Below are 16,487 nucleotides of genomic sequence, written 5' to 3' on the forward strand. Positions count from 1 at the left end.
TCATTAATCTACGCAATCGATTTCGTGATCATTTTAGGGGGGTTTGGAGTATTTTAGCTATATTATAAGAAGCCCAATTTCATTGTTTATCTATGTAGTTAACCTAAGCTTGTATAGATAAAATATTGTTTAAAAAATGAAATATCCTTGCTAATGATTTCAATATTTAGTGATAGATATTACAAAATAAAAAGAGCTGTCCCGGATTTCGGGACAGCTCTTTAAGTATATTATTTTGTATATCTATGAATAACTTAATAGCCTGTGTTTTGCGGGAAACCGCTTGGTCCACCTTCAGCTCGGTCAATTTGATTCTGAGGAATTGGTCTTAAAACGTGGAAATCTTTAATGTTTGGAGCTGCTTGTGCGTTGTGGAGTTTCACTCGCTCCACCAAAACGCCCCAACGCTTCAAATCCAACCATCTGAATTGCTCCCCTGTAAGTTCACGAGCTCTTTCCTCCATGAGAAAGTCCATCGTCATTTGGGCGGCGGTGATTTCCATAGCATCGGCTTTGCCCGAGAATGCAGCTCTTCTTCTTACCACATTCAGGGTGGCTGTCGCTTCAGCAACTTTTCCTTGTTTCAACTGCGCTTCAGCTAGAGCTAGATAGGTTTCTCCCAATCGCATCGCGATAAAGTCACGTCCACCTTCAAATTGAGTCAAGTCAGCTCTTCCCGGGTCCAAATGCTTTTTCAACCCTGGAAATAATCTTTCGTCATATCTGCTTGGAACCAAAACCTGGTATTTTTTCTTTGCTCTATCCGCAAGAGACATTTCAAATCCTGGAATGAAAATAGAAGTATCTCCTTCTGCGTAAGTCACAGAAGGTTTGGAAAGATCAAAACTAGTATTGAATGTCCCTGGTCTGTTGGAGAAAAAGACATCAATAAATGAGGCTTTGTATCGACTGTCATTTACTCTTTCTCCGAAAACTGTATTCAGTGCAAAAGGGGTCAGTCTGAATCTTTTGAATGGTCGACCATTTTGAGTATCCCTACGCATTCCAGCTTGTGTATCGTATTCCATCAAGAAGAATACGTGAGAGTTGTTTCCTCCACCGTTGGTCAATGGATCTCTAGTATACTGAATAGACCAAATTACTTCATCATTCCGTTCATTGCCAAACTGATGGATCATGCTATACTGAGGCATAAGAGTAAATCCATAAGCCACTACACTTGTGAAAAGTGTTTCGGCTTTAGCGAAGTCATCCGTCTGTTTTGCTTCAGAAGTAGCTCTGGTAAGGTATACCTTACCTAACAGATTCTGAGCTGCGGCACGTGTAGCTCTGCCATACTGGACGGAAACTTTCGTCCCTTCCAAATCCGGTATAGCTTCTTCCAAATCTGCGATGATGGCCGAATAAACTTCTGATACAGTTGCCCTGCTCACTTTCCGAGTAGGAACAATAGTTTCGGCTAGTTGCAGATCAACTGCACCGAAAAGCTGCACCATAATAAAGTAATGATGTGCCCGGATAAATTTTGCCTCAGCCACTCGTATTTTCTTAGTCGCCTCAGGTATTCCAGTTACGTTTGGAGCTCGTTCAATTATCGCATTACACGTATTGATTCCGCTATAGAACTCATCCCAAAGCTGCCGGACTTGTCCGTTTTGCGAATCAAATTCATTGGTGTAAGTATTCATAAATTTCCAAGAGCCGTCTGCACCATTGGTGTAGATATCGGTTCCGAATTCAGTCATATTATGTCCCCTTTCGGTTCCGTACCACGCTCTTAAAGACGTATAGGCAGCATTTACACCATCTTCAAGTCCCTTTGATGTATTCATGTAATCATTCCCAATTCGGGAAATGACATCCTCCTGCAGTGCATCCTGACAGGAAGAAGCCAGAATAAGTGAAACGGCTAATGCTCCTGACGTAATCCAGGATTTCAATTGATATTGTTTAGATATTTTTTTCATGATTCTAGTTGCTTAGAAATTAGAACTTTACGTTAACTCCAAATGTGTACTGAACGACTGGAGGTGTGACATTTGCAGTGATTGCACCAGCTTCTACACCCTGCTCTCCATCCATAAAGGTCTCAGGATCAACTCCCTTGTGAACTGAACGGTAGTTTGAGAAAATAAATGGATTCTGAATACTACTGAACAATCTCAAACTGCTGAATCCGATTTTTTTCAAGGCAACATCATTGAAGGTGTAGCCTAAGTTTATATTTCGGACTTTGATGAAGCTACCATCAAAAAGGTTCAGGGAGGAGCTATACTTAGGGAATTCTTGATTTTCATTTGGTCTCGGATAAGCGTTTGTAGGATTGTTTAGAGTCCAGTAGTCCACATCCAAGTTATTGTATCGACCAAATAGGTTGTTATTACTAGTGTGAAAGAGTGATCTGATCATTGATCCCTGTCTTGTGAAGATGAAGAAAGAGAAATCAAAACCCTTAAAATTAAAACGGTTAGTCACACCCATAGAGAAATCAGCTACCGCAGAACCTAAAATTTGACGATCAAGGGAGTTGATTCTGTTATCTCCATTAACGTCTTCAATTTTAATTTCCCCAGGTTTGTCACCAAAACTTTCAGCAAGATCCTTTTCCGAAGTTTGCCAAATTCCAACCTTTTTCAGGTCAAAGAAAACGGTCAGTGGCTGTCCGATAAATCTTCCCGCTGCCAGATCATCTCCATTTGGTAGAGATATGATCTCTTCTCTGTTTCTGGTAAATATGATATCAGTAGACCAAGTGAAATCTCCTTTTTCAATATTTAGTGTTGACAAAGAAAGTTCAATGCCTCTGTTCTGAGTTTCACCGATATTGGTTAAAAATCCTCCAAAACCAGTGGAATTAGGAAGTGGCTGCGGAGCTAGCAAATCAGAAGTATTTGTTACATAATACTCCAAGCTACCCATAATCCTACCTTTGAAGAAAGAGAAATCCAACCCCGAATTAAATGTGGTAGAAGTTTCCCATCTCAAGTCAGGGTTACCGATTGAATTGGGTCTATATCCGAATGCAGCCGTATTGGTATCCCAAGCATAAGAAGTCCTTCCCAATAAAGCCTGAGTTTGATACGGGTCAATCGCTTGGTTACCAATAGAACCATAGCTCACTCTCAATTTTAACACATCTACATTTTTGGAGTTTTTCAGAAACTCCTCCTGATGCAAATTATAGCCTATTGCTGCTGAAGGAAAAAAACCAAATTTGTTGTTAGCGCCAAATCGTGAACTACCATCAGCTCGTACAGTACCAGTGACTATGAATTTTTCTTTAAAACTATAATTCACTCTAGCCATGTAAGAAAGCAAAGACCATTCGATCAAATCTGTATTCGCTCCTGTGATCTGCGAGGCATCGCCCAATCTATGGTAGAGCTGAGAAGCCGCAGGAATACCTAGTACACTCAATGTAGTACGCTCAAATCGATCCTGCTGAAAAGATTGGAGCGCCGTGATATTTATATTGTGGATAGAATTAATAGTCTTATTATACGTAAAGATATTTTCTAATGTGTAATTGAACTGGAATCGATCATCCACGCTGCCTGCAGCAGGTCCCCCACGTCTTGCATTGGTTTGAGAACCTGTAAAACGACCCGTCCGTCTGATGTTCAAGTCAGGACCAAAAACCACTCTATAGCTAAGTCCCTTTGCAATATCCCAACTACCGTAAAAACTAGTAAATGCACGATACCTTCTGGTTTCATCCACCTGAGCACCCGGAACGACCTCTGCGAAAGGATTGGTTCTTAAGCCGTCTGTAGTTGGAAGGAAAATCAGATTTCCTTCATCATCGAAAGGCTTGCCAAGTGGGTTCTCAGCTAATGCGCCTCCAAGCGGGTTGAAATTTTCCCCATTTCTATCACTGCGAGAGAATAAAGTCGATGTTCCGATCTTAATTTTACTGTTGATTTGGTGATCTAAATTAATACGGAAAGTATATCGTGTAAAGTCTTGATTCTGAATGACACCCACGTCTTTGAAATAGTTTGCCGATATGAAAAAGGTGGTTTTTTCACTTCCTCCACTTACTCCAATTTGGTGGCTTTGAATATTTCCAGTCTGCATTAATCCAGCTGGGTAGTCAGTGCTTCTCCCTAAAGCAATTCCTTCTAATTCAACGGGTTCAAAGATCTTTGCATCCGCTTCCGCCGTGGCAGGTCCCTCTGGATATCTTCCGGTAGCTCTTCTTGATTCTCTTTTGTACTCTGCAAATTCAGGACCGTCGAAGACTTCAATTCTCCCTAACTCCTGACTAACGCCATAATAAGAATCGACAGTCACGATCGTCTTTCCAACTGATCCTCTTTTAGTCGTAATCAATACCACACCATTGGCTCCTCTAGAGCCATAAATTGCAGTAGCTGAAGCGTCCTTGAGGACTTCCATAGAAGTAATATCCTGTGGATTGATATCATCAAGTCCACCTACGGTCGGAATTCCATCAACCACATATAGTGGTTCATTCGAAGCATTAAAAGATCGACGACCACGGATACGAACTTGAGGTGCAGAGCCGGGCTTCGAACCTGCCTGTGTCACATCGACACCAGCAGCTCGACCTTGAAGTGCTTGTCTTGCATCCGTTATCGGTAATTCTTGAATTTCCTTGGAGCCTACTGAAGATATCGCTCCAGTCAATTGACTCTTTTTGGCAGTACCGTATCCTACTACAACTACTTCTTCAAGATCCGATAGATCAGGAGATAAGTTGACATCAAGAACTGTTTGGTTTCCTACAACTTTTTCTACTGGATTGTATCCAATAAATGAGAAAACCAGAGTTCCGTTAGCAGGGCTGGAAATAGAATACTTTCCATCCAAATCCGATGTGGTTCCTGTCGTGGTACCTTTGACGAGGATAGTGGCACCGGGTAACGGCTGGCCTGTTTCATCAGAAACAGTGCCGCTTACTTGTGTTTCTTGCGCCCAGCTGTAGGAGACAGAGAGCAGCAAAAACAACACTACCCGCAAATGCGTGTAAAATTTTGCTTTCATAGTAAATTGGGTTTTGTTAAAATAAAATTTGCTTTGGTAACCTTATTCAATCCTTGCTTAAATGTTCAAGCGAAATCCAAATTTTTGTTACCACACATTAAGGTATAACATTCGCTAATATTTTCGAATAATGTCGAAATTCTATTTACGAAATCGATTGCACATTTAAGCGGTTAAAAACCTTGTTGTCTGGTAACAATAGGTATTAATTAGAAATCAGGACAATTGTTTAAAATTTTTTATTGCTCAGTAATATTTTTCGAGTTAGGGTCATTCGAAATATTTTTCTTCAAAAAAAAGGCTCATGAATTTAGTAACCATACCTAAGTGATTATGTAAATAGTAGAGGGTTTATTTCTCTTTTCAAGCCGAAATAAATATCATCTAGATAATCCTGGAATATAAAACTTAAATAAAATATAGGGTGAAAGACCTAAAAAAAGACCAGCTGTTGCCGGTCTTTTCCAGGAGTCATTATGAATCTGCATTTTGATTTGTAAATCATTTAATCAACTCACTAAACTTTAGGTGGCTCCCAGCCTTTTTCGTATTCTCTGGTCCAAAGTGCTGAAGCCTTCTTAGAGTTTTTGATATGTCCATTACTTGGATCACAAACTAGGCTCTCACCGGTTCTATAGCTGATATTGGCCAAGTGGCAGAGCAGGGTACTTACTGCTCCTTCTTCTATGGTGGAATTTTGCTTTTCCAAGCCTCGAACTGCATTGAAGAAATTGACAATATGGGTAGTACTCATATCGCCACCTCCACCAAGTGCGGTGCCTGCTTCATTACTTGAAGACATACTGTTTTTCACCTCTTTGCCTGATCTGTCAAATTGTTTGTATCCACCTCTATCTACATACACTGATCCTTCTGTGCCGTAAATGATTGTGCCACGGTCTGAGCCATAGGTTTTGTAGCTATTTCGGCTCTTGCCATCCCATTGGATTACGGAACCGTTTCCAAATTTGAATGTAGCATCCATCGTGTCGTACATTACCCAGCCGTCATCGGGAAAGTGTCTCTTATCAGCAGTAACCTGTACCTCACTTGGGTAATCCACTTGAAGTGCCCAGCGAGCTACATCGAGTTCATGGGTAGCATTATTTCCTGTCTCGGCAGTTCCATATTCCCATCCGTACCAGTGCCAGTTGTAATCCCAGGTATCATGCGTGTATGCTTTACGTGGTGCAGGACCTTGGAACAGTTCCCAGTCTAATCCTGCAGGAGCAGGAGCTGCGGTTGGATTTGGCACCGCTCCCCGGTTATTGCTATAAAAGGCTTTCGCCATAAAAGCTTTGCCTATGGCACCATTGTGAATAGCTGAGATGATTTCTCTGCTTTCAGGAGCCGAGCGTTGCTGATTACCCATCTGCACCACTTTGTTATACTTTTTTTGCAAAGCAATCAGCAACTCACCTTCGTGAGGATTATGCGAACAAGGCTTCTCTACATAGACATGTTTGCCACGCTCAAGCGCTAGCCAGGTGCCCGGCGCATGCCAGTGGTCTGGTGTGGCGATAATCATGGTATCCACATCCTTGTCATCCATCACTTTCATGACGTTCTGCTCTAGTTTGGGCGCGTAGTCTATATACTTTTCAAAGTTCTTAGCTGCCTTTGGCATCTGAGATTCCATGGCATCGCAGAGATACATGAGATTGACATTACTGGATTTCAAGCCGATTGGCTCGTAGTATGCTCCCAATCTTCTTCCCAATCCTGCTATTGCCACATTCAATCGTTCATTTGCACCTATGATTCTAGCATAAGATTTTGCTGAAAAAGCGGCAGTACCCAGTGCAGATAAGCCAACAGTTGCAGCAGCAGATTTTTTGATGAATTCTCTTCTGTTGTTGTTCTTTTTCATGTGTATATAATTTGATTTTTAGAGGTCACATAGCCTGTCCCGAACTTAATTCGGAAGAATCTCTCCGTACGGAAAATCATCCCTCTGCCTGTCGCTTAGTCAAGCTCGATTTCATGTGTTTATAATTTGGTTTACATAGGTCACATGAAAATCTCGCATGGTTGATAGTTATCCCTCTGCCTGTCACTTAAGTCAAGCTCGATTTCAAGTGTTTATTAATTGCTTTTTTATGGTTATATACCCTGTCCCGAACTTGATTCGGGAGAATCTCTCCTTACGGATAATCATCCCTCTGCCTATCGCTTTAGTCAAGCTCGATTTCATGGTTGATTTTGGGTATTTATTTTAAGGTCTTGATTTTGATATTTTTGAAACTCACCTCGTTGCCATGATCCTGAAGGAGGATGTGACCTTCTGTAGCTTCACCAAAGTTTTCCCACTTAGCATACTTACTTTTGGCTACCAAGTCACGGAATTCTTGTGATCCACGCACATATTCTAATACTTTGACCCCATTAAGGTAATGAGCAACCTTATTGTCTGGAGTCACTACCACACGGCCTTTGTTCCATTCTCCTACAGGCTTGATGAACCTAGCCTGCTTATCAGCTTTGATCAGATCATAAAGAGATGCCATCGTGCGGTTTCCTTCTATTCCCATTTTCGCATCCGGGTGATTGTCATCATCCAACACTTGATATTCCAGCCCAATTGCTGAACCTTTATTTCCTTCCGATAAAGTTACAAAATACTTCAAACCACTATTGGCTCCTTCGGTAAGTCTGAATTCAAATGTCAAGTCGAAGGCTGAAAATTGCTCTTTGGTTACGATATCTCCGGCATTGGTAGATTCGCTACCGTCCGTTGCTGCAATAGTCAAAAGACCTTCATTGACAGACCAACCTGATTCTGGGAATGTCTCCTTGTATGCACCTTTCCAGCCATCTGAGTTTTGACCGTTGAAAAGCAATTTCCATCCATTGTTTTTCTCGTATTCTGTCAGTGAGTTAAGGCTATTATTGACAACGAAAATATCCTTATCAAATGCTTTTGGCTCAAGGTTTTCAGTCTGAATCTTTACATTCTTGAAGGTAGTCTTTCTTCCCGCATCTTCTGGCTTCTTAATACTATGTACTTGCAAGCCGATAAAGCCTGTTTTATCCATGTCATCGACTACATAGGCTACTTCCTGACCGTTCACCCAGGTTTTGATTTCATTGCCAATTGCTTCTATTCTATAGTGGTTGAATTCACCCATCTTGAAAGCAGACTTGGCTTCCGGATTAAGATCAAGTGGATATAGCCAGCCTCTTCTTGCTTCATCATACACTCCACCAGACCAAGCTCTTTCAGATGGATCAGCTTCGATCTGATAGCCAAATACTAAGCCTTTTCCATCTCTGGCAGCTGGGTCAAATTGACCTCGTGCCATTACACCGGAATTACTGGAAGAGTGTTCGATCTTGAGATCCAGCTCCAGAATGAAATCTCCATAAGTTTCTTCAGTTATTAAAAAAGTATTTGGAGATCCCGCTACTGCGGATCCTTCAATAGTTCCATCTACTACTTCAAATGTGGCCGTTCCCGCGACAGGTTTCCAGCCAGTAAGGTCTTTTCCATTGAATAAATCGGTCCAGCCATCTTCTGTTTTTTGTTCACCGGCACAGCTGGCAAGTGTAAGAGAAGTGAATAAGACCGCGAGTAAGTTTCGGGTGTATTTCATAAATAAGGTATTATTGTTCAATATAAAATTCAAGATTTAGTGGCATTGCACCAAAGGGATTTTTTTTAAGTTACGCAAACGTTTGCGAGTTTTCCCCTGAATAATTGATGAATCACAAGGCCTGAAGGAAGAGCGGAGAAGAATCCATTGATCTTTCATCTGTTTATAATTATACGGAATTCCCCCTACTTTCAAAAAGTTAACTTCGTAAGCTAACGGATATCAAATCGCCTAAAATTCAGTCTATTTATGATCCGTTATTCAGAATCTTGACAGTAGAAAATTTATAGGATCGAAGGTCCAAAAACACTTTGAATTCAGGTTTACTCCGGTCTTCGGTCATCGGGCTTCCAACCCGTTGACCAAACAGAATTCGCCTACTGGCAGAAAAGCGTACATACAGATTATTTTTTAGTGGTCAGATGGAATCTCGCTAGGAGTAATCATTTCTCCGTATGACTTTTTAGTCGTGCTTGATTTCATCTGGTTATAATTTGTTTTTTAATGGTCATACGGGATGCCCTTAATTATCATCCCCGTATTTGAGAAGTACTTGTCATGGGCATTTATTACTTTTGCGCATGCTTGATTTTAATCTCAAAGGAAAAGTTTTTGTTACCTGTAAGGATCGCTCGGTTTCTTACCTGGAAAAGGAAATTCGTGAACTTGGTTTTGTACCCGAATCTGTCACTAGGACAGGAATAGAGTTGAGAGCCACGATGGAAGAGTGCATGGATCTTAATCTTTATCTCCGTACTGCTTCCCAAGTTCTCTACGAAATCAAGTCTTTTTACCTGAGGAATGCAGACGACATCTACCGAAGATTCAAAGCTATTCCATGGGAAGACTACCTCGATGTAGATGGTTATTTCTCTGTAAATTCTGTTGCAGAAAACGAGAGCATCACGACTCCATTGATTGTAAATGTGAAAGTCAAAGATGCTATTGTAGATCGCTTCCGAGATCTGAAAGGGAGAAGGCCAGATTCTGGGTCTGATTTCAATGGCTTGGTTTTTCAGGTGTATTGGAAAGAAACCCAATGCATAGTTTATATCAATACCTCAGGAGATACGCTTGCCAAGCATGGCTATCGCAAGATTCCTGGAAAAGCTCCTATGATGGAGGCTTTGGCGGCAACGACGATCTATGCTACCGAGTGGAACACGCGGGTTCCTTTTATCAATCCTATGTGCGGTTCGGGTACTTTGGCTATCGAAGCGGCGCTGATGGCAACAAAGCGATACCCGGGACTTTACAGAGATCATTATTCATTCCAGCATATTTTGGGTTATGATGAGCAGGCTTTTTTGGCAAAGAAAAGTAAGCTGGAAAGTAAAATCATGGAGCTTCCAGATCTAAAGATCATCGCTTCGGATATTTCACTTCAGGCAATTTCTTTCGCTCAGGAAAATGCGATAACGGCAGGAGTAGATCACATGATCGAATTCCAAGTTTGTGATTTTGCCGAAACAGAAATACCTGAGAAGCCCCGTGGTGTGATCATGTTCAATCCGGAATACGGTGAAAGGCTAGGGGAGAATGATGAACTGGAAATTACCTATAAAAGAATGGGCGATTTCCTGAAGCAGAAATGCGCAGGATACAGAGGCTATATCTTCACAGGAAATCTGGAATTGGCAAAAAAAATCGGGCTTAAAGCCAGTCGTAGAATGGAATTCTGGAACGGTACAATTGATTGTCGCTTGCTGAAATACGACCTGTACGAAGGGAAAAAGGAAGAAATGTAAAGTGAGAAGTCTTTACCTGTCATACTTCTCACTTTAAACTTTATACATTTAAATTTTTACTGGTGTTCGTCTCTCAATAGGTCATTCACTGTTTTTACAGGATTGAAGGTGATCAGCGGAACTTCCACGAATATGGTATTCCAGCCAGACATAGCCCCATTCCAAAGTCCGGGTAATTCCAATGCTTTGAGGTTTTTACCACTTTTTGATTTCTCTGTGATAAACCCTGTCATCATATCCCTGTACTTGAGCAGGTCAAATGATTCTCCTTTATAGTTTCTGGTAGCGCAAACCAAGTCAACTGGGTTGAAATGGGTTGCTGCATTGAAATGTTCTTTGGATGCAGGATTGTTCAAATCAATCTGGGCAGTTTCTAAGATTTGAAGAGACTGTGATCCGTCATCTTCTTTAACCCAAAAAGGCCCTCCGCCAGGTTCTCCTGTGTTTTTGACCATTCCGCAGACACGCATAGGGCGGTTAAGTTTGATTTTTAGGAAAGCTGATTTTGCTTCAACAGAAAGAGTGGAGAAATTCTCTGGAAGTTTTGTTCCCAAAGCATTTGTCAAAACTTTCTCTGCGTTAGTGACTGATTCTTCATTCTCCTCTTTCTCCAAATTTCTTAGTGCATGAAATACTTTTTCCTGAATTTCCAAAAGCAATCCGCCAATCGCCATTTTATAGTTTTTGGTTTCTTCTTTTAGTCGATCAGGTACAACATTATCTACGTTTTTGATAAAAATCAGATCTGCAGACACTTCGTTGAGATTTTCCAGTAGTGCTCCATGTCCGGCTGGACGGAAAAGTATGCTTCCGTCTTCTTCGGTAAATGGTGTATTATCAGTATTTACCGCGATGGTATCCGTAGATATTTTCTGCTGGGAATAGCTGATATCAAAGGTGACTTCAAATTCTTTCTCTATCTCAGGAAGTATCTTTTCAATCTCCTTTTTGAATTTGTCGGTATGCTCAGGAGAAACAGTGAAATGGATTTTGACCAAAGAGCCTGTGCCTATCGCATATTGAACGCCTTCAATCAAGTGCTCATATGCAGGAGTTCTTCTGCCGTTTTTATAGCGGTGAAATTTCAGCAAACCCTTAGGCAAGTTGCCGTAGCCAAGTCCCTCATCTAAAAGCAATGCAGCCAAAATACTCTTGTAATCTTTGGTGTCGAGCGCTTGATATATACTGCTTTCTTGACTTTCCAACACCTCATCAAGATCCTCGTAGAATGCGAATTTCTCAATGTTGTCCATGAACTTCTGAACAAAGGCTGATTTGCTGATGTCACCATCACCCTCCAGAAAAGCAAAAAGATCCTTGAACATCCGTGAAGCTGCACCACTGGCAGGCACAAATTTTAATACTTCTATCTGAGAAGCCTTTTCTGGATAAGTCATCAAGAAATCCCTCAACTCCTTTTCGCTCAAAACTCGGATTCCATCTCCAGGAGTGGCAGGAGCGGTAATGTTTAGAAAAGGAAAGCCGTTTTCAAAATGTTGAATTTGTTGTGCTACGGTTTCAGGGTGCATTCCCTGCTCCAAAATTTGGTCTTTTAAGCGAGTATCCATAAGGTATCGGGTTCATTGTAAAAGTGTAATATAATAGGCTTTCTGCCTTTCCTCAAGACGCAAGTGTGATTTTTTTGAGAAAGTTATTTGACCACGGAGAAGGCGAAGGTCGCCGAAGAAAGTGTCATGTCAGTTGGAGGAATGTCTAAGCCAGCTTGAATCTATTTCTTTACGCCTACTTTAATATTATTAGCTTTTTATATTTGCATGAAATTAGGTTCAAATCAATCGAAATCTGATTTTTTGTTGCGGTCTCTTTTGTGCCAAAATAGAAATACCTTCCTCAGATACCTGAAGGATTCGAGGATAGCCGCCTGTGACTTGTGCATCTTTCATCAAGACTAGCAGTTTCCCGCCGGATGTCAACTGCACTGTGCCTGGAAAAACTGGGGCAGTGGACATTTCAGCTATTGAATTGGGAAGTAATTCCGCCAGTTGAATGGCCATCCTGTTTTTGAGATCAGAGATGGTAAACTCGCCGGATACAATAAGTTTTTGGTTTTCAATCTCCACTAATTCCCAGTCCGGGCCAGGATACACCTCTATGATTTGTTCCAAAGACCAATCAAAATTCCATTTGGCTTTTGAAGCGGTGGAGGCAGGGATTTCCTGATTTGTGAAATAAGGAATCTTATCTCCTTTTTTTGCAAAATCACAGGTGGTGATTCCTGCAAACCAACTTCTGGAACTCATGACTTTTTCGGATTGAAAGCCATTTTTGATCCCCAAATAGAGCACGGAACCTTGATGAAATTCACCGATGTCCAATTGATCATTTTGTCGGATTTCTACTATACCATAGCTGGAAATTGCTTCTTCATTTAGTTTAATCGCAGCTTTCGCTCCTGCAAGGCAAATCAGTGTAGGAGCATCGAATTGAATTTTCAATCCAGGCTGGCAAATCTCCAGAACTGCATCCGTATCCTTGTTTTTCAGCAGATGATTTACCCATGAAAGCGAGCGCCTATCTAACCCTCCCGAAAGTGGAACACCGTATTGAGCAAAGCCAATTCTTCCTCCATCCTGCACGGAAGTTCCTGGGCCAGTTTTCAATACTTTCAAATAGCCAATATCCCGAATCATCTGAATGTTGCTTGTTGTGGATGTCTTCTCAGTTGACCAAATTCCAGCTTAGTAATCGGGATAAATTCTATACGCTCACCGGCTGTAGCAAAGACGGGATGGGCTAGTTTGGGATCAAAAAGTGGAATCGGAGTTTGCCCTATCAAATGCCACCCTCCGGGACTGGAAGATGGATAAATTCCGGTTTGTGCTGCACCGATCGCAACTGAGCCAGCTGGAACCACTCTATCCGGAACGCTTTTTCTTGCCGTGTGCAACTCCTTCACCAGTCCGTTCAAATACATAAATCCAGGCAAGAAACCATAGAAATGAAGTCGATACAGAGACTGCGAATGTATTGAGATTAGCTTTTCTTGGGGTATGTTTTTATCCTTAGCTAAAGATTCAAGATCTCGCCCAGTTTCCTGGGAGTAGCAAACAGGAATCTGCCAGATTTTTTCTGAAAGCTTGGACGATTCTTCGGGATTTGTAGACTGAAGCCAATCGCTGAGCAGTGCTGATTCTACCGGCTTTGAAAGGACAACGGCGAGAGATTTAAAACCCATGCGAAGCTCTGAAATCTCTGAAGAGAAGTCATTCTGAAGATTAGATTTAAAACTTAATTGCTGCTGAAGTAGTGCATCTGTAACGGCTGAGTTCCATTCAAATTCATAGAGCAGGGGAGTGATTTGTTTTACTATGGGCTTCATGTCCAGAATTTTTCGCGGATTATTGGCAAGAAATCACTGATCCCTGGATTGTCCCCATGGAAACAAATCGTATCGGGTTTCAATTTGAGTTTTTTACCCAGATCTGATAACACATAGCCCCTACCCAGTAAAGTTTTGAGTTGGGGAGAAATCTCTGCTTCTGTGATCATGTGAGATCCAAACACTGATCTGGGCAGCAGCTGGTAATTGTCCAGATATCGCCGATCTCCAAAGACTTCAGTTCTATTCCGTAAGCCTTTCTGCATCGCATATTTCTCAAGTTGGGAATGTGGTGAGGTAAATAATGGCGTATTATGAAAATGATTTGCAATAAAGTCGGTGAGTCTGTCTGCTAGTTCAGGGTTGGCAGAAGCATCATTGTAGAGCGCTCCGTGGAATTTGATGTGATCCATAGGCAGGCCTGCTTTTTCTGCCAGTTGATCAAACTTCAGTAGTTGAATCAAAATTGACTTTTGTAGATCCTTGTCTGATATCTTCATTGTTTTTCTACCGAAGTTTTTCTGATCAGGATAGGAGGGATGGGCACCTATTTTTTTTTCGTATTCTAAAGCCAGCGCTATACTTTCACTTATTGTATTCTCATCTCCAAAATGCCCGCCGCAGGCGATACTTGCTGTATCGATGAGCGGGAAGAGTTCTTTTTCATTTGGTATGCCTTCACCTAAATCGCAGTTTATTTCTGGCAGTTTCTTCATTTCAAGGGGTAATTGAGTAAGTCCAAAATACAAAATGTGATCTAAGGCATCGAATGTTTCCTATAACTTATTATAATATTTGATCAGTTCATTTAGTTGTTTGTAGTCAAGCTTGCCTTTCGCCAGCTTGAGATGATGAATAATAGCTAGCGCTTTCTTTATCCTACTTTCCGGATTTTTGACTTTGGTGACGGTATAGACCATCATTCGCTGCTTGCCGGGAGTGAGACTTTTGAAATAGTCCGCGCCTTCTTCGTCCTGATCCATCAGCACTTGGAGCTCCTCGGGCATTTCATGTCCATATTCACTATGATCCCTTTCTATTTTGACTGGAAAAGTGGTTTCTTGATTTAGGTGAAACCGACCACGAATTTCTTGATTGACCAAGACATACCAATATTCTTTAGCTTTCATCAGGGCCATGTGAAATGGTCCTTCGTCTTTTATCCAAACCAAAACCCGGCGATGATTTTCTTCCATCATTTGGCTTGAGACTTCGTCGGAAATCGGAATGTGATATTGCCAGTGATTAAACTCGAATGCAGCCAGTTTCCCTTGGAACTCTATCATTCTGTTGGTTTCAAGGCTTTGATTTTCAAAGCAATTTCCCCATTGATCAAAGAAACAGGAATGGATAATCGTTGATTGCTGGCACTGAAGGTTCCTAAATTATTTGTCTCCCCGGTAAGCGTATTGATGCTTGCTACATTGTAAGTCGATTCTCTTGAAGTCTTCACAATCAATTGTGTTGTTGCCGCGCCCGCCTCAATCAAATATGCCAGCCAACCCTCATTTCCATCACTTAAGGCATATGCAATCATTCCAGGTGCTCCGATTATATCCGATTCAGCTGGATGCGCTTTTCTCAAATCAATAGTATGGAGTGTCTCAGAAAGGATCTTCAGCTCTTGTCTCAGCGCAATACTGCCTCCTCCAGGAGCTTCATTTTGGCCAGTTCCATCTTCTTTTCCTGGGAAAAAGGAATAATCCAAGCTGTTGAAAAGTCCGCCTCCCGAAAGCATAAACACCCAAGCTTGTCTGCGATAAACCATATCCGCTGATCCTGCAAATCCAGACTCATCAAAACCAATGACTTTATCCCAATGGTAATTCCATGTAGCTGATTCTGGCCAGTTATAATGGAAATTCAGAATAGAAATATGTTTGGAGACAGAAGCAATAGGAGCTTTGAAGTTGGAATAGTTCTGTGCGATGAGATGTTTTTTCGGAAGTTTAGCCTCTGTAGTTGCTATGGTTTCGGCGATGGCCTCTTGCCATTCCAGCGATTTCTCATCTGCCACGTCCACTTTTACTTGCCAGTTTGGACCATCGAGCGTGTAGGTATTTGCAATGTTTAACACTGTAGTTCCTCTATCCGACCAAGGTTCATTTTGAATCTCGAAAAAGAAATTATCAAAGGCATTTAGCGCATTGACCAGCTTGGTGACATAGGATTTTTGGAGTGTGAATAGCTCTCCGTTTTCAGTAGTATGGACTAATTTTCTGTCTAATGTGCCAGATCCATCCACTCGATTGCATGGATTTTGAGGGTTCATTTCCCAGTGATCATCATTGTAAATGGAAGAGAAAAGAGTGACTTCTACGATGATGTCCAGTTCTTGGGCTAAGCTCATGAAATCATTGAGACGTTCGAAATAAACTGGATTATATGTGTTCCAGTCATATTTCACTTCGCCATTTTCTGTTTTGGTGAGCCAAGGGACTATCACTTTATTCGCTTCAGGTGCCAAGGTATTATGCTTTATAGAAAAGCTTTTCGAAGGGATTTCGAAATAACTTGCCATAAAAATCCTGGTGTAGTTCATTCCTTCTTCGTGAAGTGTATTGAGGTATTTTTCAAAGTTAAAATCCGCATTTAAAACTGCACCATAATGTTCCGCTGAAGTGATCAGTGCAGTTGGCTTGCTATTGTATTCGAAGTAATGAGGGTTTTCGAAAAGTAACTTTATAGGTTGATTCTGTGAATAGCTGATCGAACATGTGCAAAAAGCAAGGAAGGCAAACAATAAGGTCTTTAGGCAATTCATGGTTGATCGGGTTTAGGATTGGTATATTTTCCTTAAAGTAAAAAATCCCTTCAATTTTAGCGGTTGAAGGGATC

Annotated in this window: 11 protein-coding genes; 1 reads left to right on the forward strand and 10 read right to left on the reverse strand. The window is 41.4% G+C overall.

What is annotated here, in order from left to right:
• Positions 1 to 254: 254 nt before the first annotated feature.
• The 4 genes from BVH04_RS02645 to BVH04_RS02660 all read right to left on the reverse strand — a co-directional run bounded on the left by BVH04_RS02645 (position 255) and on the right by BVH04_RS02660 (position 8,561).
• Positions 255 to 1,928, reverse strand: a complete 1,674-nt coding sequence (locus BVH04_RS02645) for a RagB/SusD family nutrient uptake outer membrane protein (RefSeq protein ID WP_086539780.1) — start codon at positions 1,926 to 1,928, stop codon at positions 255 to 257.
• A 19-nt stretch (positions 1,929 to 1,947) separates the two neighbouring features.
• Positions 1,948 to 4,968 (reverse strand): SusC/RagA family TonB-linked outer membrane protein, encoded by a 3,021-nt coding sequence (locus tag BVH04_RS02650; protein WP_086539781.1) that lies wholly within the window; start codon positions 4,966 to 4,968, stop codon positions 1,948 to 1,950.
• A 517-nt stretch (positions 4,969 to 5,485) separates the two neighbouring features.
• Complete coding sequence (locus BVH04_RS02655) at positions 5,486 to 6,838, reverse strand: Gfo/Idh/MocA family protein (RefSeq protein WP_086539782.1); 1,353 nt, start codon at positions 6,836 to 6,838, stop codon at positions 5,486 to 5,488.
• A 340-nt stretch (positions 6,839 to 7,178) separates the two neighbouring features.
• On the reverse strand, positions 7,179 to 8,561 hold the full coding sequence (locus tag BVH04_RS02660) for a 3-keto-disaccharide hydrolase (protein ID WP_086539783.1): 1,383 nt from the start codon (positions 8,559 to 8,561) through the stop codon (positions 7,179 to 7,181).
• A gap of 581 nt (positions 8,562 to 9,142) precedes the next feature.
• Here BVH04_RS02660 and BVH04_RS02665 point away from each other — a divergent pair.
• Positions 9,143 to 10,309 (forward strand): THUMP domain-containing class I SAM-dependent RNA methyltransferase, encoded by a 1,167-nt coding sequence (locus BVH04_RS02665; protein ID WP_086539784.1) that lies wholly within the window; start codon positions 9,143 to 9,145, stop codon positions 10,307 to 10,309.
• A gap of 56 nt (positions 10,310 to 10,365) precedes the next feature.
• On the opposite strand, the gene BVH04_RS02670 is transcribed toward BVH04_RS02665, so the two are convergent.
• From BVH04_RS02670 to BVH04_RS02695, 6 genes are all read right to left on the reverse strand, one after another.
• Positions 10,366 to 11,877: a DUF4301 family protein gene (locus BVH04_RS02670; protein ID WP_086539785.1), complete on the reverse strand. Its 1,512-nt coding sequence runs from the start codon at positions 11,875 to 11,877 to the stop codon at positions 10,366 to 10,368.
• 219 nt (positions 11,878 to 12,096) lie between these two features.
• Positions 12,097 to 12,960, reverse strand: a complete 864-nt coding sequence (locus BVH04_RS02675; RefSeq protein WP_086539786.1) for a 5-oxoprolinase subunit C family protein — start codon at positions 12,958 to 12,960, stop codon at positions 12,097 to 12,099.
• Positions 12,957 to 13,649, reverse strand: coding sequence for a 5-oxoprolinase subunit PxpB (pxpB, locus tag BVH04_RS02680; protein WP_086539787.1), 693 nt, complete (start codon positions 13,647 to 13,649; stop codon positions 12,957 to 12,959). The genes BVH04_RS02675 and pxpB overlap by 4 nt, the downstream gene beginning before the upstream one ends.
• Positions 13,646 to 14,365, reverse strand: a complete 720-nt coding sequence (locus tag BVH04_RS02685; RefSeq protein WP_086539788.1) for a LamB/YcsF family protein — start codon at positions 14,363 to 14,365, stop codon at positions 13,646 to 13,648. The genes pxpB and BVH04_RS02685 overlap by 4 nt, the downstream gene beginning before the upstream one ends.
• 60 nt (positions 14,366 to 14,425) lie before the next feature.
• Positions 14,426 to 14,935 (reverse strand): YdeI/OmpD-associated family protein, encoded by a 510-nt coding sequence (locus BVH04_RS02690; protein ID WP_086539789.1) that lies wholly within the window; start codon positions 14,933 to 14,935, stop codon positions 14,426 to 14,428.
• Positions 14,932 to 16,413, reverse strand: a complete 1,482-nt coding sequence (locus tag BVH04_RS02695; RefSeq protein WP_086539790.1) for a hypothetical protein — start codon at positions 16,411 to 16,413, stop codon at positions 14,932 to 14,934. Before BVH04_RS02695 ends, BVH04_RS02690 begins: the two co-directional genes overlap by 4 nt.
• Positions 16,414 to 16,487: the final 74 nt, after the last annotated feature.

It is taken from the genome of Algoriphagus antarcticus (assembly GCF_002150685.1).
Classification (GTDB): domain Bacteria; phylum Bacteroidota; class Bacteroidia; order Cytophagales; family Cyclobacteriaceae; genus Algoriphagus; species Algoriphagus antarcticus.